Annotated in this window: 20 protein-coding genes; 7 read left to right on the top strand and 13 right to left on the bottom strand. The window is 58.0% G+C overall.

Going from position 1 to position 21515, the window contains the following annotated elements:
* The first annotated feature begins 59 nt into the window (after window positions 1-59).
* The gene (gene metG, locus ACWKXN_RS07445; RefSeq protein WP_454543574.1) at window positions 60-2093 is read left to right on the top strand and encodes a methionine--tRNA ligase; all 2034 of its coding nucleotides are present in this window, start codon (window positions 60-62) and stop codon (window positions 2091-2093) included.
* Window positions 2094-2124: 31 nt separating this feature from the next.
* On the opposite strand, the gene ACWKXN_RS07440 is transcribed toward metG, so the two are convergent.
* Genes ACWKXN_RS07440 through ACWKXN_RS07430 form a run of 3 tightly spaced genes read right to left on the bottom strand, consistent with a single transcriptional unit; the run spans window position 2125 to window position 5040 of the window.
* Complete coding sequence (locus ACWKXN_RS07440; RefSeq protein WP_045888720.1) at window positions 2125-2595, bottom strand: YehS family protein; 471 nt, start codon at window positions 2593-2595, stop codon at window positions 2125-2127.
* Window positions 2596-2641: 46 nt separating this feature from the next.
* Window positions 2642-3361: a two-component system response regulator BtsR gene (gene btsR / locus ACWKXN_RS07435; protein ID WP_182930965.1), complete on the bottom strand. Its 720-nt coding sequence runs from the start codon at window positions 3359-3361 to the stop codon at window positions 2642-2644.
* Window positions 3355-5040 (bottom strand): sensor histidine kinase, encoded by a 1686-nt coding sequence (locus ACWKXN_RS07430; protein WP_023312444.1) that lies wholly within the window; start codon window positions 5038-5040, stop codon window positions 3355-3357. Before ACWKXN_RS07430 ends, btsR begins: the two co-directional genes overlap by 7 nt.
* A 217-nt stretch (window positions 5041-5257) precedes the next feature.
* On the opposite strand from ACWKXN_RS07430, the gene mlrA reads away from it, so the two are divergent.
* Window positions 5258-5998: an HTH-type transcriptional regulator MlrA gene (mlrA, locus tag ACWKXN_RS07425; protein WP_033146010.1), complete on the top strand. Its 741-nt coding sequence runs from the start codon at window positions 5258-5260 to the stop codon at window positions 5996-5998.
* Window positions 5999-6067: 69 nt separating this feature from the next.
* Complete coding sequence (locus tag ACWKXN_RS07420) at window positions 6068-6181, top strand: protein YohO (RefSeq protein WP_008500895.1); 114 nt, start codon at window positions 6068-6070, stop codon at window positions 6179-6181.
* Here ACWKXN_RS07420 and ACWKXN_RS07415 read toward each other — a convergent pair.
* The 5 genes from ACWKXN_RS07415 to bglX form a co-directional block, all read right to left on the bottom strand.
* On the bottom strand, window positions 6156-6893 hold the full coding sequence (locus ACWKXN_RS07415; protein ID WP_033146011.1) for an ABC transporter permease: 738 nt from the start codon (window positions 6891-6893) through the stop codon (window positions 6156-6158). The genes ACWKXN_RS07420 and ACWKXN_RS07415 overlap by 26 nt on opposite strands.
* Window positions 6877-7827: an ABC transporter ATP-binding protein gene (locus tag ACWKXN_RS07410; protein ID WP_454543573.1), complete on the bottom strand. Its 951-nt coding sequence runs from the start codon at window positions 7825-7827 to the stop codon at window positions 6877-6879. Before ACWKXN_RS07410 ends, ACWKXN_RS07415 begins: the two co-directional genes overlap by 17 nt.
* Window positions 7820-8977 carry an ABC transporter permease gene (locus ACWKXN_RS07405; RefSeq protein WP_454543572.1) on the bottom strand — a complete coding sequence of 386 codons (1158 nt, stop codon included), beginning with the start codon at window positions 8975-8977 and terminating at the stop codon, window positions 7820-7822. The genes ACWKXN_RS07410 and ACWKXN_RS07405 overlap by 8 nt, the downstream gene beginning before the upstream one ends.
* 12 nt (window positions 8978-8989) lie before the next feature.
* The gene (osmF, locus tag ACWKXN_RS07400) at window positions 8990-9907 is read right to left on the bottom strand and encodes a glycine betaine ABC transporter substrate-binding protein OsmF (RefSeq protein ID WP_236903146.1); all 918 of its coding nucleotides are present in this window, start codon (window positions 9905-9907) and stop codon (window positions 8990-8992) included.
* A gap of 145 nt (window positions 9908-10052) precedes the next feature.
* Window positions 10053-12350 carry a beta-glucosidase BglX gene (bglX, locus tag ACWKXN_RS07395; RefSeq protein WP_048975772.1) on the bottom strand — a complete coding sequence of 766 codons (2298 nt, stop codon included), beginning with the start codon at window positions 12348-12350 and terminating at the stop codon, window positions 10053-10055.
* A 189-nt stretch (window positions 12351-12539) separates the two neighbouring features.
* On the opposite strand from bglX, the gene dld reads away from it, so the two are divergent.
* Entirely contained in the window at window positions 12540-14288 is a 1749-nt protein-coding gene (dld, locus tag ACWKXN_RS07390) for a D-lactate dehydrogenase (RefSeq protein WP_454543571.1), read from the top strand.
* 112 nt (window positions 14289-14400) lie between these two features.
* Complete coding sequence (locus tag ACWKXN_RS07385) at window positions 14401-14955, top strand: N-acetyltransferase family protein (protein WP_454543570.1); 555 nt, start codon at window positions 14401-14403, stop codon at window positions 14953-14955.
* Between the two features lie 94 nt (window positions 14956-15049).
* On the opposite strand, the gene pbpG is transcribed toward ACWKXN_RS07385, so the two are convergent.
* Window positions 15050-15973, bottom strand: coding sequence for a D-alanyl-D-alanine endopeptidase (pbpG, locus tag ACWKXN_RS07380; RefSeq protein WP_023312453.1), 924 nt, complete (start codon window positions 15971-15973; stop codon window positions 15050-15052).
* A gap of 167 nt (window positions 15974-16140) precedes the next feature.
* A complete protein-coding gene (locus ACWKXN_RS07375) occupies window positions 16141-16728 on the bottom strand; it encodes a Yip1 family protein (protein WP_033146018.1) in 588 nt (195 codons plus the stop codon).
* 157 nt (window positions 16729-16885) lie between these two features.
* On the opposite strand from ACWKXN_RS07375, the gene ACWKXN_RS07370 reads away from it, so the two are divergent.
* On the top strand, window positions 16886-17458 hold the full coding sequence (locus ACWKXN_RS07370) for a DedA family protein (RefSeq protein ID WP_219939936.1): 573 nt from the start codon (window positions 16886-16888) through the stop codon (window positions 17456-17458).
* A 94-nt stretch (window positions 17459-17552) separates the two neighbouring features.
* On the opposite strand, the gene ACWKXN_RS07365 is transcribed toward ACWKXN_RS07370, so the two are convergent.
* Window positions 17553-18317 (bottom strand): SDR family oxidoreductase, encoded by a 765-nt coding sequence (locus ACWKXN_RS07365; RefSeq protein ID WP_454543569.1) that lies wholly within the window; start codon window positions 18315-18317, stop codon window positions 17553-17555.
* Between the two features lie 50 nt (window positions 18318-18367).
* Window positions 18368-19786, bottom strand: coding sequence for a multidrug resistance outer membrane protein MdtQ (mdtQ, locus tag ACWKXN_RS07360; protein ID WP_454543568.1), 1419 nt, complete (start codon window positions 19784-19786; stop codon window positions 18368-18370).
* Between the two features lie 203 nt (window positions 19787-19989).
* Between mdtQ and yohP the strand changes: the two genes are divergently transcribed.
* Window positions 19990-20073, top strand: a complete 84-nt coding sequence (gene yohP / locus ACWKXN_RS07355; protein WP_015572324.1) for a small membrane protein YohP — start codon at window positions 19990-19992, stop codon at window positions 20071-20073.
* 39 nt (window positions 20074-20112) lie between these two features.
* Here yohP and ACWKXN_RS07350 read toward each other — a convergent pair whose 3' ends face one another.
* On the bottom strand, window positions 20113-21507 hold the full coding sequence (locus ACWKXN_RS07350; protein ID WP_454543567.1) for a glycoside hydrolase family 1 protein: 1395 nt from the start codon (window positions 21505-21507) through the stop codon (window positions 20113-20115).
* Window positions 21508-21515: the final 8 nt, after the last annotated feature.

Below are 21515 nucleotides of genomic sequence, written 5' to 3'. Positions count from 1 at the left end.
AATGCCCCTTTTGGTAATATCGAAAACCCTTTTCACAGTTAAAAGAAGTAATGCCTACTATGACTCAAGTCGCGAAGAAAATTCTGGTAACGTGCGCACTGCCGTACGCCAACGGCTCAATCCACCTCGGGCACATGCTGGAGCATATCCAGGCTGATGTCTGGGTCCGTTACCAGCGAATGCGCGGCCACGAGGTTAACTTCATCTGTGCGGACGATGCTCACGGCACGCCGATCATGCTGAAAGCGCAGCAGCTGGGGATCTCCCCGGAGCAGATGATTGCCGAAATGAGTCAGGAGCATCAGACTGATTTTGCTGGCTTTGACATCAGCTATGACAACTATCACTCCACGCACAGCGACGAAAACCGCGAGCTGTCGGAGCTGATCTACACCCGTCTGAAAGAGAACGGTTTTATCAAAAACCGCACTATCTCTCAGCTGTACGATCCGGAAAAAGGCATGTTCCTGCCAGACCGTTTCGTCAAAGGCACCTGCCCGAAATGTAAATCCCCGGACCAGTACGGCGATAACTGCGAAGTGTGCGGCGCAACCTACAGCCCGACCGAGCTTATCGAGCCGAAATCCGTGGTTTCCGGCGCCACGCCCGTCATGCGTGACTCCGAGCACTTCTTCTTCGACCTGCCGTCCTTCAGCGAAATGCTGCAGGCGTGGACCCGCAGCGGCGCGCTGCAGGAGCAGGTGGCGAACAAAATGCAGGAGTGGTTCGAATCCGGCCTGCAGCAGTGGGATATCTCCCGCGATGCGCCGTACTTCGGCTTTGAAATCCCGAACGCGCCGGGCAAATACTTCTACGTCTGGCTGGACGCGCCAATCGGCTACATGGGCTCCTTCAAAAACCTGTGCGACAAGCGTGGCGACACCGTCAGCTTCGACGAATACTGGAAGAAAGATTCCGCGGCCGAGCTGTATCACTTCATCGGTAAAGACATCGTTTATTTCCACAGCCTGTTCTGGCCGGCGATGCTGGAAGGCAGCAACTTCCGCAAGCCAACCAACCTGTTCGTTCACGGCTACGTGACGGTGAACGGCGCGAAGATGTCCAAGTCTCGCGGGACGTTCATTAAGGCCAGCACCTGGCTGAACCACTTCGACGCGGACAGCCTGCGCTACTACTACACCGCGAAGCTCTCTTCCCGCATCGACGATATCGACCTGAACCTGGAAGATTTCGTGCAGCGCGTGAACGCGGACATCGTCAACAAGGTCGTAAACCTGGCCTCCCGTAACGCGGGCTTTATCGCCAAGCGTTTTGACGGCGTGATGGCGGCTGAACTGGCCGACCCTGCCCTGTACAAAACCTTTACCGACGCGGCAGCCACCATTGGCGAAGCCTGGGAAACCCGTGAGTTCGGTAAAGCCGTGCGCGAAATCATGGCTCTGGCCGACCTGGCAAACCGCTATGTGGACGAACAGGCACCGTGGGTTGTCGCGAAACAGGAAGGTCGCGATGCCGATCTGCAGGCCATCTGCTCCATGGGCATCAACCTTTTCCGCGTGCTGATGACCTACCTGAAGCCGGTTCTGCCGCAGCTGGCATCCCGCGCTGAAGCGTTCCTGAACACCGAACTGACCTGGGATGCCATGGCGCAGCCGCTGCTCGGCCACAAGGTCAACACCTTCAAGGCGCTGTATAACCGCATCGAGATGAAGCAGGTTGAAGCCCTGGTGGAAGCGTCTAAAGAAGAGGTTAAAGCGGCTGCGGCACCGGTGACCGGCCCGCTGGCAGACGATCCGATTCAGGAGACCATTACCTTTGACGATTTCGCCAAAGTTGACCTGCGCGTGGCGCTGATCGAAAACGCGGAATTCGTGGAAGGTTCTGACAAGCTGCTGCGCCTGACGCTGGATCTGGGCGGCGAGAAGCGTAACGTCTTCTCCGGCATCCGTTCAGCCTACCCGGACCCGCAGGTGCTGATCGGTCGTCAGACCGTGATGGTGGCGAACCTGGCGCCGCGCAAAATGCGCTTCGGCATCTCTGAAGGGATGGTGATGGCCGCAGGCCCTGGCGGGAAAGATATCTTCCTGTTAAGCCCTGATGAAGGCGCGAAGCCTGGCCAGCAGGTGAAATAACAAAAAAGCCGGAGATAATCTCCGGCTTTTTTTATGGTTTAGGGTGATGCACCCGGTGGGTCAGCCCGCGCAGGAAATTACGCAGAAACTGATCGCCGCACTCGCGGTAGTTTTTATGATCCGGCGCGCGCATCATGGCGGTCACTTCCGGCACGGATACGCGGTATTTTTGCTCTGTCATGATCGCCACGATATCGTCCGTTTTCAGCGAGAACGCGATGCGCAGCTTTTTCAGCACCGTATTGTTGTTCACGCGACGCTCCAGCGCCAGCTCCGGCGCGGCCGGATCCTTGCCACGCTTATCGTAAATCAGGCCGTTCAGGAAACCCGACAGAATAATGTCCGGACAGCGAACGAAGCCCTCTTCATCTTCTTTGGTCATCCAGGTATCGAAACCGGCAGACGTGGATTCCATGTCCGACAGCGCAAGAATGCGCACCATGTCGTTGTTGTTTGCTTTCAGGGTGTAGCGCAGGCTACGAAGAATGTCGTTACTTAGCATAGAGCCTTCGAATGTCGATGATGCAATGGCGCGCAGTGTACCAGTTTTACAGGCCAATCGCCTCTTTCAAACTCTTGAGATAGCGACGGCTGACGGGTACCGTTTGCCCGGCACGCAGCACCAGCTCGGCCTGGCCGTTATCTTCCAGGCGGATCTCCTTCAGGTGCGCCATGTTCACCAGATACTGGCGGTGGCAGCGGATCAGTGGCGTGCGGCTCTCCAGCGTGCGCAGGGTCAGCTCGGTGAACCCTTCGTTCCCTTCGGCGCTGGTGACAAACACCCCGCTCAGGCGGCTGCTGACGAACGACACATCATCCATCTGCAGAAGATAAATCCGGCTGTGCCCGGTGCAGGGGATAAACTTCAGCGGCTGCTGATTTTCCGGCAGCAGCGTGACGTCCTGTACGGTTCGCTCCTGGCGTAAACGGGTGAGCGTTTTTTCCAGACGCTTCTCTTCAATCGGCTTGAGTAAATAGTCAAACGCGTGCTCCTCAAAGGCCTTAACGGCATATTCGTCGAACGCCGTCAGGAACACGATGTAGGGGCGATGCGCCGGGTCGAGCATGCCGACCATCTCAAGCCCGCTGATGCGGGGCATTTGAATGTCGAGGAACAGCACGTCCGGGCGCAGCTTGTGCACCGCGCCGATGGCCTCAATGGCGTTCGCGCACTCCCCCACAATCTCAATATCAGGCTGCTCCTGCAGCAGAACGCGCAGGTTTTCTCGTGCCAGCGGCTCGTCATCCACAATCAGCACTCTTAACATGCGTTTTCCTCCAGCGGCAGTCGTACGGTAATACGGGTAAATCGGTCTGGCTCACAGGCGACGGTAATGCCGCAGTCGTCGCCAAAATGAGCGCGCAGGCGTTTATCCACCAGGCTCATCCCTAAACCGCCCGAGGCGGAAGGCTGATAAAGCCCGGCATTATCTTCAATATCCAGCACCAGATGGTGGTTGAAACGGCTGGCGGCAATGGTGATCTCCCCCGTTCCCAGAAGCTGTGACGTGCCGTGTTTAATGGCGTTTTCGACAATAGGCTGCAGGGTAAAGGCCGGGAGATGCTGATACGCCAGCTCGTCCGGAACGGAGAGCGACACCTGCAGGCGCGACTGGAAACGCGCCTGCTCGATCTGCAGATAGGCATTCACGTGCTCAATCTCATCGGCGAGGGTCACGATCTCAGACGGCCGTTTCAGGTTCTTACGGAAAAAGGTCGACAGAAACTGCACCAGCTGCGCGGCCTGATCGCTGTCGCGGCGGATCACCGCTTTGAGCGTGTTGAGGGCATTAAACAGGAAATGCGGGTTGACCTGAGCATGCAGCAGCTTAATTTCAGACTGCGTCAGCAGGGCTTTCTGCCGCTCATACTGCCCGGCGAGGATTTGCGCGGACAGCAGCTGGGCTATCCCCTCCCCCAGCGTGCGGTTGATGGAGCTGAACAGACGGTTTTTGGCCTCATACAGCTTGATGGTCCCCATCACCCGCTGATTTTCCCCGCGCAGCGGAATCACCAGCGTGGAGCCCAACTTGCACTGCGGATGCAGCGAACAGCGGTAAGGCACTTCGTTACCGTCGGCATACACCACCTCACCGGTTTCAATGGCGCGCAGCGTATAGGCTGAGGAGATCGGTTTACCCGGCAGATGGTGATCGTCCCCGGTGCCGGTAAAGGCCAGCAGCCGCTCGCGGTCGGTTATGGCCACCGCGCCGATATCCAGCTCCTTGTAGAGCACCTGCGCGACCTTCATGCTGTTCTCTTCGTTAAACCCCTGGCGCAGGATCCCTTCGGTCGAGGCGGCGACCTTCAGCGCCGTGGCGGAAAAAGCCGAGGTGTACTTCTCAAACATGGCGCGCTTGTCGAGCAGAATGCGCATAAACAGCGCCGCACCCACGGTGTTGGTGACCATCATCGGAGCGGCAATACTGCTGACCAGGTGCAGCGCATCTTCAAACGGACGGGCAATGAGCAGAATGATCGCCATCTGCGCCACTTCGGCCACAAAGGTAATGGCACCGGCGGTAAGCGGGCTAAAGACTTTATCCGGGCGGCCGCGTTTGATCATGTAGCTGTGCACCAGGCCGCCGAGCAGCCCTTCCACGATCGTTGAGATCATACAGCTCAGCGCCGTCATTCCGCCCATGGAATAGCGATGCAGCCCCCCGGTTAAGCCGACAAGCCCACCGACGACGGGACCGCCCAGCAGCCCGCCCATCACCGCGCCGATAGCGCGCGTGTTGGCAATAGAATCTTCGATATGGAGGCCAAAATAGGTCCCCATAATGCAGAAAATAGAGAAGGTAACGTAGCAGAGCAGCTTATGCGGCAGGCGTACGGTAACCTGCATCAGCGGGATAAACAGGCGCGTTTTGCTCATCAGCCAGGCAATGACAAGAAACACGCACATCTGCTGAAGCAACAGCAGCACCAGATTAAACTCGTACATACTCAAAACCGCACACGCTAAAAACGCGTAACATACACTGATGCGGGTTTACTTTCTTTGAAGCATCCCAAAAAAGCGCAAAATCGTGTCCGTTATCACACCTTTTTCTGAATATCGCGCATGCTTCGCATTGTTTGTTCAAAAATCAATCAATCCTTCCTGGTTCGCCAAAGTGGGTCTACAGTTAAGCTGGGAACGCGTAAGCCAGGGGGCGAATATGGCGCTTTACACGATAGGTGAAGTGGCACTCCTTTGTGATATCAATCCCGTTACCCTACGGGCGTGGCAGCGACGGTATGGATTGCTTAAACCGCAGAGGACCGACGGTGGGCATCGCCTTTTCAATGAGGCCGATATCGACCGCATCCGCGAAATTAAAAGCTGGATCGACAACGGAGTGCAGGTCGGCAAAGTGAAGTCCCTGCTGAGCCATGATGACCCGGACACGCAACACCTCTGGCGCGAACAACAGGAAACCCTGCTGCGGCTTCTGCAGGCGGGGAATCTTCAGCGCCTGCGCGCATGGATAAAAGAGCAGGGCCGCGACTATCCGGCACAGACGCTGATCAGCCATCTTTTCATTCCGCTCCGTCGACGTCTGCAATGCCAGCAGTCCACCCTGCAGGCGCTGCTGAGCATGCTCGACGGGGTACTGATCAACTATATTGCCGTCTGCCTTGCCTCAGCGAAGAACAAGGCCGGAAAAGATGCGCTGGTGGTCGGCTGGAACGTGCACGATACCACCCGCCTGTGGCTGGAAGCGTGGATTGCGACCCAGAAGGGCTGGCGCGTGGATGTCCTGGCGCACTCGCTGGCGCAGCTTAAGCCCGAGTTTTTCGACGGTCAGACCCTGCTGGTCTGGTGTGGAGAAGTGCCGTCCGCCACGCAGCAGCAGCTGCTGACGGAATGGCGAGAGAATGGTTACCCGGTTTATTCCCTTGGCCCGGATGAGCCATAACGGCATTTAATGGTTCATTAACAGCTGCGCTTCACCGTATAATTGTTCCGTTAACAACAGGAGCACATGATGAAGGCAACCAAACTGGCCATTATTACCCTTTTTGTCCTGATGGCCGTGAGCGGTATCGGCGGCGTGATGCTGGCAGGATACTCGTTTATTGTTCGCGGCGGTGTCGGCTGAGGTACAGCGCCAGCCGCTCAAAAAGGCGATCGACGACGATTGCCGCCAGCGCGACCAGCACCGCCCCCTGCACGATATAAGCCGTATTAAACCCGCTCAGGCCGATAATTATCGGCGTTCCCAGCGTATTGGCACCGACCGTTGACGCAATGGTCGCCGTCCCGATGTTAATAATCACCGAGGTACGGATCCCGGCAATAATCACCGGTGCCGCAAGCGGCAGTTCAACCTTGCGCAGCCGCTGGCCGCGACTCATCCCCATCCCTTCTGCCACGCTCAGCACTGACGCCGGTACCGCCGCGAGGCCCGCCAGCGTGCCCTGCAGCACTGGCAATACGCCGTATAAAATCAGCGCAATAATGGCGGGCTGCTGACCAAAGCCCATCACCGGAACCGCTATCGCCAGCACCGCCACCGGGGGAAACGTCTGGCCAATCGCCGCTATCGTCTCCACCAGCGGACGAAATTCTTTGCCCGCAGGCCGCGTGACCGCGATGCCTGCCCCAACCCCCAATACAACCGCGATGGCGCTTGAGAGCGCCACCAGCCAGAGATGCGCCAGGGCGAGATTAATAAAGCTCTCCTGCTGATAAACCGGCCGCGGCAGCCCCGGGAAAAGAGCGTTAAACAGCGCCGCGCTGTGGGGCATCAGAAACAGTAAGGCGACAAAGAGCGCTACCAGCCAGAGGAGCGGATCACGCAGTGCCTTCACGCGTCACCTCCCCGGCCAGCAGATCGCGAAAATGTAAGGTTCCGCACGGCGTACCGCGCGAGTCCGAGACGGGCAATACCTCGCACTGGCGCGCGACAAACGCCGAGAGAGCATCCCGCAGGCTCATCTGCGCCTGCAGCGGTTCGCCGCTCACCGGTACCTCCTCCCGACGCATATAGTCGCTGACCGTCCGCAGGGAGAGCAGCCTCACGCCCAGCTCGCTGCGGCCAAAAAACTCGCGCACAAAGTCGTTCCTCGGCCATGTTAATAGCTCAAGCGGCGAGCCCTGCTGCACCACTTCGCCATGATCCATCAGCACCAGATGGTCGGCCAGGCGCAGAGCTTCATCAATATCGTGCGTCACGAGAACGATCGTGCGTCCGAGAATGCGGTGAATGCGGGTCATCTCCGCCTGCAGCGCCCCGCGCGTGACCGGATCCAGCGCGCCGAAGGGTTCATCCATCAGCAGCACCTGCGGGTTAGCCGCCAGCGCGCGCGCCACGCCCACGCGCTGCTGCTGGCCTCCGGAAAGCTGGTGCGGATAACGATCGCGCAGCGCGGGCTCCAGCCCCAGGAGCGACATGAGTTCATCCACCCGGTCAGCGATTTTTGCCCGCGACCATTTCTCCAGCTGCAGCACGGTGGCGATGTTCTGCGCCACCGTCCAGTGCGGAAACAGGCCGATAGACTGAATGGCATAGCCCATCCGGCGGCGCAGCTCCAGCACCGGCAGGCTGCGGATCTCTTCCCCGGCAAAGCGGATCAGCCCGCTGTCGTGCTCAACCAGGCGGTTGATCATCTTCAGGGTGGTGGATTTTCCCGAGCCCGAGGTGCCAATCAGCACGGAAAATGCCCCCTCGGCAAAGTTCAGGTTCAGGTGGCTCGCCGCCGGGCGATCGGCAAAGGTTTTACTGACATCATGAAATTCAATCATTGGCTCTTCTCCTGAGCAGCGCGAGCCATAAGGCAAACAGCGCGTCGACGACAACCGCCAGCGCAATCGTAGGCACCACGCCCAGTAACACCAGATCGAGGGCACTGCTGAGCAGCCCCTGGAACACCAGCGCGCCAAAGCCTCCAGCCCCAATCAGCGCCGCAATCACCGCCATGCCGACGGTTTGTACCGCCACCACCCGCAGGCTGCGCAGCAGCAGGGGCAGCGCCAGCGGCAGCTGAATTTTCCAGAAACACTGCCGCGCGCTCATCCCCATCGCATGGGCGCTTTCAAGCACATCCGGCGCGACCTGACCCAGCCCCGCGACAACGCCGCGCACCAGCGGCAGCAGCGCATACAGCACCAGCGCAATAAGCGCGGGCGTTAACCCCGTTCCGGCTATGCCGAGCGTACCCAGTACGGGAAATGACTTCACCAGCCCCGCCAGCGGGGCAATCAGCAGGCCAAACAGCGCGACGGAAGGTATGGTCTGGATCACGTTGAGCACGGCAAAGACCCCACCCTGGCGTGAAGGATGACGATAGCACCACATGCCGAGCGGTATCCCGATCAGCAGAGCCGGGATCAGCGTGCCAAAAAGGATCGTCAGGTGTTGCGCCAGGGCATCATCAAACACCTCCTGACGGTTGGCGTACTCTTTCAGCAGCGAGAGATTGTTCAGCTCACCGCTGAACAGCAGGAACAAGGGAATGCACCATATCTGCGCGTTGAGCACCCAGCGCCAGACGGCGCTGGAGATGAGTCGACGAATGGCGTCGCTGCTGGCCAGCAGACACAGCGCCAGCCACAGCCAGAGGCCGCTGCCCACCGTGGTTCTCGCCAGCGGACTTTCCGCTGACGCCATATGCGTCGCCGCCTGCCCGGCCCCCCAGAACAGGATGATAAACAGCCCTTCAGCGAGGAGCAGCGTCAGCCACTGCGCCGTGCGCCCTTGCCAGAATGAAAGAGTAACCCACGCGGCCAGCGCCGCCGTCAGCCACCACGGCGTAAAGGACCAGACGTCCCAGAGAGAGCGCCCCTCCCCTGACATCAGGCGGTTAGGGGCGACATTCACAAACGGCAGCGCGACTGCCGCGATGGCCACGCAGGCCAACAGCAGCAGTACGCGGTTATGACATTTTATTGGCACAGCCCTTTCCCGTTACTTCACAAGCCCTTGTTGTTTCAGGAAGTCGGCGGCCACTTTTTTGGCATCCAGCCCCTCGACGGCAATGCTGGCATTCAGCTGTTGCAGCGTTTTTTCATCCAGTTTTTCGAAGACCGGCTTGAGCCATTCTGCAATATCCGGATAGGCTTTCAGCACCGCCTCCCGCACGACCGGGGTCGGGGCGTAAATCGGCTGTACGCCTTTTGGATCGGTCAGGGTTTGCAGACCGAGCGCCGCCACCGGGCCGTCGGTGCCGTAGGCCATTGCCGCGTTAACGCCGGAAGTTTGCTGCGCCGCCGCCTTGATGGTTACCGCCGTATCCCCACCCGCCAGCGAGAGCAGCTGCGCCTGGTCGAGCTTGAAGTCGTAGGCTTTTTCGAACGCCGGGAGCGCGTCAGGACGCTCGATAAACTCCGCGGACGCTGCCAGCTTAAAGTCGCCCTTCTCTTTCAGATAGCGACTGAGATCCGTAAGCGTAGTCAGCTTGCCTTTCTCCGCCACGTCCTTGCGCACGGCGATAGTCCAGGTGTTGTTGGCCGGGGCCGGCGTCAGCCAGACCAGCTTGTTCTGTTCCGCGTCGAGTTTTTTGACTTTCTCATACCCGGCTTTGGCGTTTTTCCATGCCGGATCGTTTTCATCTTTGAAGAAGAATGCCCCGTTGCCGGTGTATTCCGGATAGATATCCAGCTCGCCGGAGGTGATCGCCCCGCGCACGACGGGCGTGGTGCCCAGCTGAACTTTATTGACGGTTTTCACGCCGTGGCTTTCCAGCACCTGCAAAATAATATTGCCGAGCAGCGCGCCTTCGGTATCGATCTTTGAGCCCACTTTTACCGGCTCCGCCGCCTGTAACGGCAGGCTTAGCGCCGCCAGCAGCACCGCAGATCCCAACATCCCCTTTGCAATCGTCATTCCGCTATCCTCATTTTTTTATCGCCTTTTTCAGAGGCTTGAGAGAAAAGCGTAGCTTAAAACAGCGGATTTACCCGGCAAAATGCCTTTTTAGCATAACGTAAGACGCATCCCCCGGAAGCCGGGGGATGCAAAGAAGGGAAGGTTACAGCAGCTCGAACTCGCCTTTATTCACGCGGGCAGAATCCACCCCGATAAAGACGTTAAACTTGCCCGGTTCCGCATCGTATTTCATCTGCTGGTTCCAGAACTTCAGCGCGTCCACGTCAATCGGGAAGCTGATGGTTTGGGTTTCGCCAGGCTTCAGATTGACCTTCTCGAAGCCGCGCAGCTGCTTAACAGGACGGCTCATCGAGGCGGTGACATCCTGAACGTACATCTGAATCACCGTTGCCCCTTCGCGCTTGCCGGTGTTGGTCACCTCGACGCTGGCGGTAACTTTGCCGTCACGCTTCAGGGTCGGCGCCGACATTTTCACGTCAGAAACCTTGAAGCTGGTGTAGCTCAGACCGTAACCAAACGGATACAGCGGGCCGTTAGCTTCGTCGAAGTAACGGGACGTGTACTTGTTCGGCTTGTCGGCATTGTACGGACGACCGGTGTTGAGGTGACTGTAGTAGACCGGGATCTGCCCAACGGAGCGCGGGAAGGACATCGGCAGCTTGCCCGACGGGTTGTAATCACCAAACAGCACGTCGGCGATGGCGTTACCGCCTTCGGTACCGGCGAACCAGGTTTCCAGAATGGCGTCAGCCTGCTGGTCCTCTTTCACCAGCGCCAGCGGACGACCGTTCATCAGCACCAGCACCAGCGGCTTGCCGGTGGCTTTCAGGGCGGCGATCAGATCGCGCTGGCTCTGCGGAATGGTGATGTCGGTACGGCTGGAGGCCTCGTGCGCCATACCCTGCGCTTCGCCCACGACCGCGACAACCACGTCAGACTGTTTCGCGGTATTCACCGCCTCGTCGATCATCTCCTTCGGCGTGCGCGGATCGACCTTCACCGCTTCCTCGTACTGGTTGAGGAAGGTGACGATGTCTTTGTCGTTGGTGACGTTCGCCCCTTTGGCGTACACCACTTTCGCGTTATCACCCACGGCACTCTTAATCCCGGTCAGCACGGTCACGGACTGGTCGGCTACGCCTGCGGCAGACCAGCTGCCCATCACGTCGCGCTTGCTGTCGGCCAGCGGGCCCACTACGGCAATGGTGCCGGATTTTTTCAGCGGCAGCGTGTCGAGGCGGTTTTTCAGCAGCACCAGGCTTTCGCGCGCCACGTCACGCGCTTCTTTGCGGTGCAGACGGCTTTCGGCGTTGGTATCTGCCGGGTCAGAATCCTTCGGCCCCAGATGGCTGTACGGATCGTTAAACAGCCCCATGTCGTATTTCACGTTCAGCACGTGGCGCGCGGCATCGTCCAGCTCCGCCATCGTGACCTTGCCGCTCTTCACCAGCCCCGGCAGGTATTTGCTGTAGTACTCGTCGCTCATGCTCATGTTGATGCCCGACTTGAGCGCCACGCGCACCGCGTCTTCCGGATCGGAGGCGGTACCGTGCTTAATCAGCTCTTTAATCGCGCCGTGGTCGGAAACGGTGATGCCCTTAAAGCCCCACTGGTCGCGCAGGACGTCTTTCAGCAGCCATGAATCGGACGTCGCAGGCGTACCGTTCAGTGAGTTCAGCGCTACCATCACCGCGCCGCTGCCCGCATCCAGCCCTGCCTTGTACGGCGGCATGTAGTCGTTGAACAGGCGCTGCGGGCTCATGTCGACGGTGTTGTACTCTTTCCCGCCTTCAACCGCGCCATAGGCCGCGAAGTGTTTGACGCTGGTCATCACCGAGTAGCGATCCGCCGGGCTTTTGCCCTGCATCGCTTCCACCATGGTTTTCCCCATCGTGGAGGTTAAATAGGTGTCTTCACCAAAGCCTTCCGAGCCGCGGCCCCAGCGCGGATCGCGCGAGACGTCCACCATTGGCGCCCAGGTCATGTTCAGGCCGTCGTCCGCCGCTTCATAAGCCGACACGCGCCCGACGGTTTTCACCGCGTCGAGGTTAAAGGAAGAGGCTAAACCGAGGCTAATCGGGAAGACGGTACGCTGGCCGTGCACCACGTCATAGGCGAAGAACAGCGGAATTTTCAGGCGGCTGAGATCCATCACCTGATCCTGCATCTTGCGGATATCCTCGCGGGTGACGGTATTAAAGATGGCCCCTACCTGCCCGTCTTTGATCATCTCGCGGATGGCCTCTTTCGGGTTATCCGGACCGACGCTGATAAGACGCAGCTGGCCGATTTTCTCATCAACCGTCATTTTCTTGAGCAATTCCGTGACAAACGCATCCCGTGCTTCAGGCGTGAGCGGGTGATTACCAAACAAATCCTCTGCCAGCGCAGGTTGCAGCGCCAGGCTGACGGCGACACCTACAGAACATAGCCATTTCATGTCGTTTTACTCTCTCATCAATAACCGCCGGACGATCTCGGCCATACCGTGCGAAAAGCGCAGTGTGCCACAAACCCTCGAAACGTTGCAGGGTTATTCTCTGATTTTTCTCGTGAATACTCGACCGCTTAACAGTTAATCGCGCTATGCTTTACAGCGAGAAATTTGCCCCACCACAAGGAGTGGAAGATGACTTCTGTTCGAACAAACGATAACACGACTTTTATTAACGAACTGTCGCGCCTGGTTGGCTCCTCTCACCTGCTTACCGACCCGGCCAAAACCGCCCGCTACCGTAAAGGTTTCCGCTCCGGTCAGGGCGAAGCGCTGGCGGTGGTCTTCCCCGGCACGCTGCTGGAGCTGTGGCGCGTGCTGAGCGCCTGCGTCGTCGCCGACAAGATTATTTTAATGCAGGCCGCCAATACCGGCCTGACCGAAGGCTCCACGCCGAACGGCAACGATTACGATCGCGACATCGTGATTATCAGCACCCTGCGCCTCGACAAGCTGCACCTGCTGGACAAAGGCGAGCAGGTGCTCGCGTTCCCCGGCACGACGCTCTACTCCCTGGAAAAAGCGCTTAAGCCGCTGGGCCGTGAGCCGCACTCGGTGATTGGCTCCTCCTGCATTGGCGCCTCGGTGGTCGGTGGGATCTGCAACAACTCCGGCGGTTCCCTGGTGCAGCGCGGCCCGGCCTACACCGAGATGTCGCTGTTTGCCCGTATTGACGAAAACGGCAAGCTGACGCTGGTGAACCATCTGGGAATCGATCTCGGCGCGACGCCGGAACAAATCCTCAGCAAGCTCGACGACGATCGCGTGAAGGACGAAGACGTTCAGCACGACGGTCGTCATGCGCACGATCACGACTACGTGACCCGCGTGCGGGATATCGACGCCGATACGCCGGCGCGCTACAACGCCGACCCGGACCGCCTGTTTGAATCCTCCGGCTGCGCCGGGAAGCTCGCCGTGTTTGCCGTACGTCTGGATACCTTCCCGGCGGAGAAAAAGCAGCAGGTGTTTTACATTGGTACCAATCAGCCTGAGGTTCTGACCGAAATTCGTCGTCATATTCTGGGCGAATTCACCCATCTGCCGGTGGCGGGCGAGTACATGCACCGGGACATTTACGACATCGCCGAGCGTTACGGCAAAGATACGTTCCTGATGATCGACAAGCTCGGCACCGACAAAATGCCGTTCTTCTTCACCATGAAGGGACGCACCGACGCGATGCTGGAGAAAGTGTCGCTGTTCAAACCCCACTTCACCGACCGCTTTATGCAGAAGCTGGGCAACGTTTTCCCGGCGCACTTACCGGAGCGAATGAAAACCTGGCGCGATAAGTACGAGCACCACCTGCTGCTGAAAATGGCCGGAGACGGAATTGCCGAAGCGCAGTCCTGGCTGACCGAATTCTTCAAAACCGCCGAAGGGGATTTCTTTGCCTGTACGCCTGAAGAGGGCAGCAAAGCGTTCCTGCACCGTTTTGCCGCCGCAGGCGCCGCCATCCGTTATCAGGCGGTGCATTCGGAAGAGGTGGAAGATATTCTGGCGCTGGATATCGCCCTGCGACGTAACGACACCGAGTGGTTTGAGCACCTCCCGCCGGAAATCGACAGCAAGCTGGTGCATAAGCTCTATTACGGCCACTTTATGTGTTATGTCTTCCATCAGGATTACATCGTCAAAAAAGGGGTCGATGCGCATGAACTGAAGGAGCAGATGCTCGCCCTGCTGCGTGAACGCGGCGCACAATATCCTGCGGAACATAACGTCGGGCATCTTTATAAAGCCCCTGACGCACTTAAGCAGTTTTATCGCGAGAATGACCCTACAAACAGCATGAATCCCGGCATTGGTAAAACAACGCGGAAGAAATACTGGAAAGAGAGCGCGGACGCGGAGCAGCGCGTAACGCAAGCGTCTGATTAATTCCTATAGCCAAATTTGAGAGATTGTTTAGCGCGCCTTAATCGTAATAGAGTAACCGTCTGACGCCGGAGGAACGATTCTCCGGCTTTCTATAACGAGGAGCAGGCACATCATGTCGGCTGTTGATGTTTTATCCGAGACCGAACTGGAAGTGCGCGATGCCCTTCCCGATGATGTGCATGCCATCGCCGCCATCTATGCATGGCATGTGCTGCACGGGCGCGCGTCATTTGAAGAAGTCCCCCCTACCATCGACGAAATGCGTCAGCGTATGAAAAGCGTGGCTGAGAGCGGTTTACCGTGGCTTATCGCGCTGTATCGCGGCATCGTGGTGGGCTACTGCTACGCCACGCCTTACCGCCCGCGACACGCCTACCGCTATACCCTGGAAGAGTCGATTTACGTGGATGCCAGCATTACCGGGCGCGGTTTTGGTTCGGCATTAATGGATGCGCTGATCGCCCGCTGCGAGCAAGGCCCGTGGCGGCAGATGATTGCCGTTGTAGGCGATGGCAACAATAATGCCGGCTCGCTGCGGCTGCATAAAAAGCACGGCTTCGATATTGTCGGTCAGCTGCGCAGCGTGGGGTATAAGAAAGGCGACTGGCGGGATACGGTGATTATGCAGCGCCCGCTCAACGATGGGGACTGGACGCTGCCGGAATAAACGCAAAACGGTAACCTGGGTTACCGTTTTTAGTGTTTTTTCCCTCTCCCTGCGGGAGAGGGGCGGGGTAAGGGCATCAGCGCGTACAAACGACTCAGTCGTTCTGCGCCGTCGCCATCTGTTCCGCTTTCTGCTTTTTATACGTCAATGCTGCGGCCGGAACGGGCTGCACTTTCCCGGTTTCAATCCAGGTACGCAGGCGGCTCGCGTCCGCGAAGTGGGTATATTTGCCGAAGGCATCCATCACCACCAGCGCCACCGGCTTACCGTTAAACACGGTGCGCATCACCAGACAGTGTCCTGCCGCGTTGGTAAAGCCGGTTTTGGTTAACTGAATATTCCAGTTATCGCGGTATACCAGATGGTTAGTGTTGCGGAACGGCAGCGTATAGGCCGGGTTCGCAAAGGTCGCCATCTCTTCACGGGTGGTGCTGAGCTGACCAATCAGCGGATACTGTTTGCTGGCAATCAGCAGTTTCGTCAGATCGCGGGCCGTGGAGACGTTGTTGATCGACAGTCCGGTCGGTTCAACATAATGCGTATTGGTCATCCCCAGCGCTTTGGCTTTCGCGTTCATCGCGCGGATAAAGGCGTCATAGCCGCCCGGATAGTGGTGCGCCAGGCTCGCCGCCGCACGGTTTTCAGACGACATCAGCGCCAGCAGCAGCATATTTTTACGGCTGATTTCACTGTTCAGCCGCACGCGAGAGTAGATCCCCTTCATCTCCGGCGTGTGGCTGATATCCACTTTCAATTTTTCGTCCAGCGGCAGATGTGCATCAAGCACCACCATCGCGGTCATTAATTTGGTAATCGAGGCGATCGGGCGCACCAGGTCCGGATGGCTGGCGTAGATCACCTTATTGGTGTTGAGATCGACAATCATCGCGCTGCCGGACGCAATTTGCGGCTGAGCAGCAGCAGCGGTCACCGCGGGCGTTTTAGCGACGGCCGGCACGGCAGCGGACGCGCCCAGCAGCAGCGCCAGGCTAAGTAAAGAGACTCGGAATTTCAGCATGGTGAGACTTCTGATAATTATTCACGCACGTCATGACGTACACCGCCTGTATCAACGGATAAACACAGGCTGGCTTCGGCATCATAGCGGTCACCGGGCGTTGTCGCCAGCGGATAATCGTGAACAGATGCTGCATTGCTGGCATTTACGCCAGCAATGCAGTGAACTCAGAAGAGACGGTATCCGTAACCCCAAAGAATAACCGTCAGCGCCAGTAGCGCCTCCAGCACCAGCACCCCGATGGCGAGTGTTGAACTGGAAAAACTCAGGCCTTCTTCTTTATTGATATTCAGGAAGGTTGGAACCCCCAGATACAGCAGATACCCGGTGTAAAAGAGGGCAATGGTACCGATCAGCGCGCACAGCCAGACCAGTGGATAGAGCGCAACAATACCGCTTAAGAACAGCGGGGTCGCGACATATCCGGCAAAGACCATACAGTGCGCCAGCGATGGACGTTGCGGGTAGTTACGCGCCATCCAGTGAATGACGCGCCCCATTATCGCCACACCCGCCAGCATCAGGCCATAAAAAACAATGGCCAGATAGAGTCCGGTAAACCAGGAAAGCTGAACCACGGTGCCGTCACCGAAGTTCCAGCCGATTTGTGTTGTTCCGATAAAAGCGCATATTACCGGCACCGCAGCCATCAGCAGCACGTGGTGCGTGTAATGATGCGAGACCGTTTCGTTCTCACTTTTAATGACATGCATCTCACGATCGGGATGGGAGAAAAGTCCCCAGACATGGTTCATAGCGCCCCCTTGTTGTCGGCCCGTCAGCGATACCTTAAGTATAATGCAGGCTTTAGATTATTTTATGTACAGTGGGAAATTTCCGTTGATTTCCCCGCTGTTGATTCATGGGGTATATGATTAAACGAGGTACGCTGAGGGAGATAACATTTACGTAATGGATATTAACGCACTTATTGAACAATATGGATATGCCGCGCTGGTCGTCGGTAGCGTGGCAGAAGGTGAAACCATCACGCTGTTAGGCGGCGTCGCCGCGCATCAGGGATTGCTGAAATTCCCGCTGGTCGTCGCAGCGGTCGCGCTCGGCGGAATGATTGGCGATCAGCTGCTCTACTTTCTCGGGCTGCGCTTCGGGCCAACGCTGCTTAAGCGTTTCGCAAAGCATCAGAAGAAAATCCGCCGCGCTCAACGGCTCATTCAACGTCATCCCTATCTGTTCGTCATCGGCACGCGCTTTATGTACGGCTTTCGCATTATCGGGCCGATACTGATTGGCGCCAGCCATCTGCCGCCAAAAATTTTCCTGCCGCTCAATGTTCTTGGGGCGATTGCCTGGGCGCTGATCTTTACGACGCTCGGCTACGTCGGGGGCGAAGTGATTGGCCCGTGGCTGCATAATCTCGACCAGCACCTGAAGCACTGGGCGTGGTTGATTCTGGTGGTTGCGGCGGTGATCGGGGTCAGGCTGTGGCTGAAGCACCGGGATAAGACGCGGGATAAGGAGTGAGTGCGGTCTCCTCCCCTCACCCCGGCCCTCTTCCAAAGGGAGAGGGTGTTTTTAGTTCCCTCTCCCTTTGGGAGAGGGTTAGGGTGAGGGAAAACTACCCCTCCGGCTTAAACTGCGGGTTCGCCAGCATAAAGCCCCCGTCGACAATAAACGATTGCCCCGTCGTGTAGCTGGCGTCGCTGTCGCACAGCCATGCCACCAGGCTGGCAATCTCTCTGGTGTGGCCCGGTCTTGCCAGCGGGATTTCCGGCATTGAGCCTTCCTTCACTTCGCTGTCGTCCATGTCGTTCATCGGTGTGGCAATGGCGCCCGGCGCGACGGCGTTCACCAGAATGTTGTGCTTAACCAGTTCCATCGCCATGGATTTGGTTAACCCGCCGAGCGCGTGTTTTGCCGCCGTGTAGGCGCTGGCCTCCGGCAACGGCGTGTGCTCGTGTACTGAGGTGATATTCACAATCCGCCCCCCTTCCCCCTGCTTCACCATCTGCCGGGCGGCAATCTGCGAACAGAGAAACGCGCCGTCCACGTCGACGGTGAAAATAGTCCGCCAGTCGTCAAACAGCATCTCAAGGAACGGCGCTTTGGTCATCGCTCCGGCATTGTTAACCAGCACGTCCAGCCGACCAAAACGCGCAATCAGCGTTTCAATAGCCTTTGCGCCTTCCGGCAGCGCGCTTAAATCAAGATGGATAGCCTCTGCGCGCTGCCCCTGCGCTTCGACTTCGCGGCAGGTTTCCAGCGCCCCTTTTTCATCCGAGTGCCAGGTGACGCCAATATCAAACCCGCGCTCTGCGAGCATCAGCGCCGTGGTTTTACCAATCCCGGAATCCGATGCGGTCACTATCGCTACTCTGGTCATACTCACCTCCTGAAAAACTGCAAAGAGGTAAGTATAGATAATGACCATTTTTAGCCATGATGATAGCCGCCGCCCAGCGCCGACGTCAGCTGCAGCGTGGCGTCGACATACTGGCCTTTCAGCAACAATCCGGCGAGGTCTTCCCTGAGGGCCGGGATCTTGGCTTCACTGACCCGCGAGCCCGCAACAATCCCCGCGCTGAAGCGCGCCTGCGCCAGCGCCACAACCCGCGCCGCATCTTTTTCGACCTGCTGCTGATGGCGGTTCTTCGCCGTCAGCGTTTCGACTTCGCTGGCCGTGCGCGCCACCTGATTGACCGCTTCGACCACCGCTTTGTTGTAGTTCGCGACCGAGAGATTGTTCTGCGCCTGGGCGATATCCAGGCTGGCGTTCAGCCTGCCGCTGTCGAAGATCGGCAGCGTCAGCCCGGCGGTCACGCCCATCTGCTGCGCTGAAGCGCGAAACAGATCGCTCAGATGGAGGGCATCCTGTTGTAAGAACGCCATCAGGTTCACGTCAGGATAGAAAGCCGCTCTGGCGGCCTGCACCTCGCTCATGGAGGCTTCGATATACCAGTGCGCCTCCTGAAGATCCGGACGGCGTGCCAGCAGCTCATAACCGAGCGTCGGCGGTAACGCGGCGTCAACCGTCGGCAGCGCATGCTGCGTAAGCGTTACGGAGGAAGAATTCGTCAGCGCGACCAGACGCGCCTCAACGGCTTTCATCTTCCCGTTGACTTCTGCCAGCTGTTCTTCGGTTTTGTTGGCGTCGATATCGGTTTCCACCCCTTCAACGGAGGAGGTGATCCCGTGCTGATACAGTTCGCGGTCGGCGCCGATAATATTGTCCTGCTCATGTTTGATCTGCGCGAGAACCTCACCCGCGGCGGCCTGAGTTTGCCACTCCCAGTAGAGCCGCGCCACGCTGCTGGCCAGCAGCTGGCGGGTCTGCTCCAGCTCCGCTTTTTGCGCATTCACTTTGCCAATCCGGGCCTCGACCCGGGCGCGATTTTTTCCCCACAGATCGAGATCCCAGCCTGCGGTCAGCCCAAAGGTGCCGTTGGTGTACCACGGCCCGGTGGTGCCAGCAGCCGGGTCGGTAAGGGCGAAAGGCCCCATCAGCCCTTCGGCGGACATTTTCTGGCGTTCCGCATCGGCGGAAAAATCAATCTGCGGACCGTCAGCGGCCATTGCGGCTTTGGCCTGGGCTTCGGCAAGCGTAATGCGCTGACGGGCAATCTGCATATCCGGCGCATCGCTCAACGCTTTCGCAATCAGCCCGTTAAGCTGGGGATCGTTATACGCTTTCCACCACTCATTCTTCGGCCAGTCCTGATGATTCAGAACCGTATTCACCGACGCCGCAGCGGTTTGCGTTTTAACGGGAGACACCGTGGCATGTTCAGGCGCACAGGCTGCCAGAATAAAAGCGAAGGGTGCGCTCAGAGATAAAATAAGAGAACGTTTCATGACGCCATACACTGAAAAAATAAAGGCGCACGTTACGCTCGATATCGTTCATTTTTTTAGTAACGCGTGGCAATCCGCAAATTGTCATACATTTTAATACCCGGAAATTTATTCCCAAAGAGAATGATTAAATTCAATGCATTCACGCCAAATATAAATACGCTGCTACACTTATTCAGGACATACATGAGCGGGAGAAAGGAATGAAAATATTACTGTGGGTTATTTTAATTATATTTCTGATAGGGCTCTTAGTGGTTACCGGCGTATTCAAGATGATTTTCTGATCTATTTGCCCGGCTCAGAGCCGGGCAACGTCATTAATATCAGGCTTTCAGCGAAGCCCCTTTCGTGGCAATCACCTCTTTATACCAGTAGAAACTTTTCTTACGGCTGCGCGCCAGCGTGCCGTTACCGCCGTCATCGCGATCGACGTAAATAAAGCCGTAGCGCTTGGAGAGTTCAGCTTTAGACGCGCTCACCAGGTCGATTGGCCCCCAGCTGGTATACCCCATCACCTCAACGCCGTCGTCAATGGCTTCACGCACCTGCACCAGGTGGTCGTTAAGGTAGCTGATGCGATAATCATCCTGCACTACGCCGTCCGCATCCGGTTTATCCTTCGCCCCGAGGCCATTTTCCACGATAAACAACGGCTTCTGATAGCGATCCCAGAGCACGTTTAGCAGGGTACGCAGGCCGATGGGGTCAATCTGCCAGCCCCATTCGGAACTTGCCAGATGCGGGTTTGGCACCATGCTCAGGATATTGCCGCGCGCCTGCTGGTTGAGGGCCTCATCCGCGGTGACGCAGCCCGTCATGTAGTAGCTGAACGAGATAAAATCGACGGTCGATTTCAGCGCCTCGCGGTCGTCATCCGTTACCTCAAGCTGAATCCCGCTGTCGCGGAAGAAGCGCTGCATATAGCCCGGGTAGGCGCCACGGCACTGCACGTCGCCAAAGAATTGCCACGCGCGGTTTTCCTGCAGCGTCTCCAGAACATCTTCCGGCTTGCAGGTCAGCGGGTACATCAGGCCGCCCAGCAGCATGTTGCCGATTCTGGCATCCGGGATAATCTCGTGGCAGGCCTTCACGGCCAGCGCGCTGGCCACCAGCTGGTGGTGGATCGCCTGGTACACCTCACCTTTGCTGCTGGTTTCTGGCAGGCCCACGCCGGTCATCGGCGCGTGCAGAGACATATTGATCTCGTTGAAGGTCAGCCAGAGCTTCACCTTCTCCTTGTAGCGCGCAAACACGGTACGGGCGTAGCGCTCGAAGAACCCAATGGTCTGGCGGCTGCCCCACCCGCCGTACTGCTTCACCAGCCCCCACGGCATTTCGTAATGCGAGAGCGTCACCAGCGGGGTAATGCTGTGCGCGGCCAGCTCGTCAAACAGCCGGTCGTAAAACGCCAGCCCCGCCTCGTTAGGCTGCTGCTCGTCGCCGTTCGGAAAAATGCGGGTCCAGGCAATGGAGACGCGCAGGCAGCTAAAGCCCATCTCAGCGAACAGTCTGATGTCTTCCGGGTAGCGGTGATAGAAGTCGATGGCGACGTCCTTGATGCCGCTGTCGCCCGCCACGCGCTCAACCACCGGGCCGAAGACACCCTGCGGCTGAACGTCCGAGGTGGATAGCCCTTTCCCCTCCTCCAGATACGCGCCTTCTACCTGATTCGCGGCAACCGCGCCGCCCCATAAAAAATCGTCCGGGAAAGTTTTCATCACGTTCT

The organism is Enterobacter sp. UPMP2060, assembly GCF_053709655.1.
Note: the sequence above shows the minus strand (reverse complement) of the source record. Positions and strands in the feature narration are given on the sequence as shown.

Coding starts and splice junctions, on each gene's coding strand:
- metG (WP_454543574.1), top strand. CDS start 60: ATGACTCAAGTCGCGAAGAAAATTCTGGTAACGTGCGCACTGCCGTAC.
- ACWKXN_RS07440 (WP_045888720.1), bottom strand. CDS start 2,595: ATGCTAAGTAACGACATTCTTCGTAGCCTGCGCTACACCCTGAAAGCA.
- btsR (WP_182930965.1), bottom strand. CDS start 3,361: ATGTTAAGAGTGCTGATTGTGGATGACGAGCCGCTGGCACGAGAAAAC.
- ACWKXN_RS07430 (WP_023312444.1), bottom strand. CDS start 5,040: ATGTACGAGTTTAATCTGGTGCTGCTGTTGCTTCAGCAGATGTGCGTG.
- mlrA (WP_033146010.1), top strand. CDS start 5,258: ATGGCGCTTTACACGATAGGTGAAGTGGCACTCCTTTGTGATATCAAT.
- ACWKXN_RS07420 (WP_008500895.1), top strand. CDS start 6,068: ATGAAGGCAACCAAACTGGCCATTATTACCCTTTTTGTCCTGATGGCC.
- ACWKXN_RS07410 (WP_454543573.1), bottom strand. CDS start 7,827: ATGATTGAATTTCATGATGTCAGTAAAACCTTTGCCGATCGCCCGGCG.
- osmF (WP_236903146.1), bottom strand. CDS start 9,907: ATGACGATTGCAAAGGGGATGTTGGGATCTGCGGTGCTGCTGGCGGCG.
- bglX (WP_048975772.1), bottom strand. CDS start 12,350: ATGAAATGGCTATGTTCTGTAGGTGTCGCCGTCAGCCTGGCGCTGCAA.
- dld (WP_454543571.1), top strand. CDS start 12,540: ATGACTTCTGTTCGAACAAACGATAACACGACTTTTATTAACGAACTG.
- ACWKXN_RS07385 (WP_454543570.1), top strand. CDS start 14,401: ATGTCGGCTGTTGATGTTTTATCCGAGACCGAACTGGAAGTGCGCGAT.
- pbpG (WP_023312453.1), bottom strand. CDS start 15,973: ATGCTGAAATTCCGAGTCTCTTTACTTAGCCTGGCGCTGCTGCTGGGC.
- ACWKXN_RS07375 (WP_033146018.1), bottom strand. CDS start 16,728: ATGAACCATGTCTGGGGACTTTTCTCCCATCCCGATCGTGAGATGCAT.
- ACWKXN_RS07370 (WP_219939936.1), top strand. CDS start 16,886: ATGGATATTAACGCACTTATTGAACAATATGGATATGCCGCGCTGGTC.
- ACWKXN_RS07365 (WP_454543569.1), bottom strand. CDS start 18,317: ATGACCAGAGTAGCGATAGTGACCGCATCGGATTCCGGGATTGGTAAA.
- mdtQ (WP_454543568.1), bottom strand. CDS start 19,786: ATGAAACGTTCTCTTATTTTATCTCTGAGCGCACCCTTCGCTTTTATT.
- yohP (WP_015572324.1), top strand. CDS start 19,990: ATGAAAATATTACTGTGGGTTATTTTAATTATATTTCTGATAGGGCTC.
- ACWKXN_RS07350 (WP_454543567.1), bottom strand. CDS start 21,507: ATGAAAACTTTCCCGGACGATTTTTTATGGGGCGGCGCGGTTGCCGCG.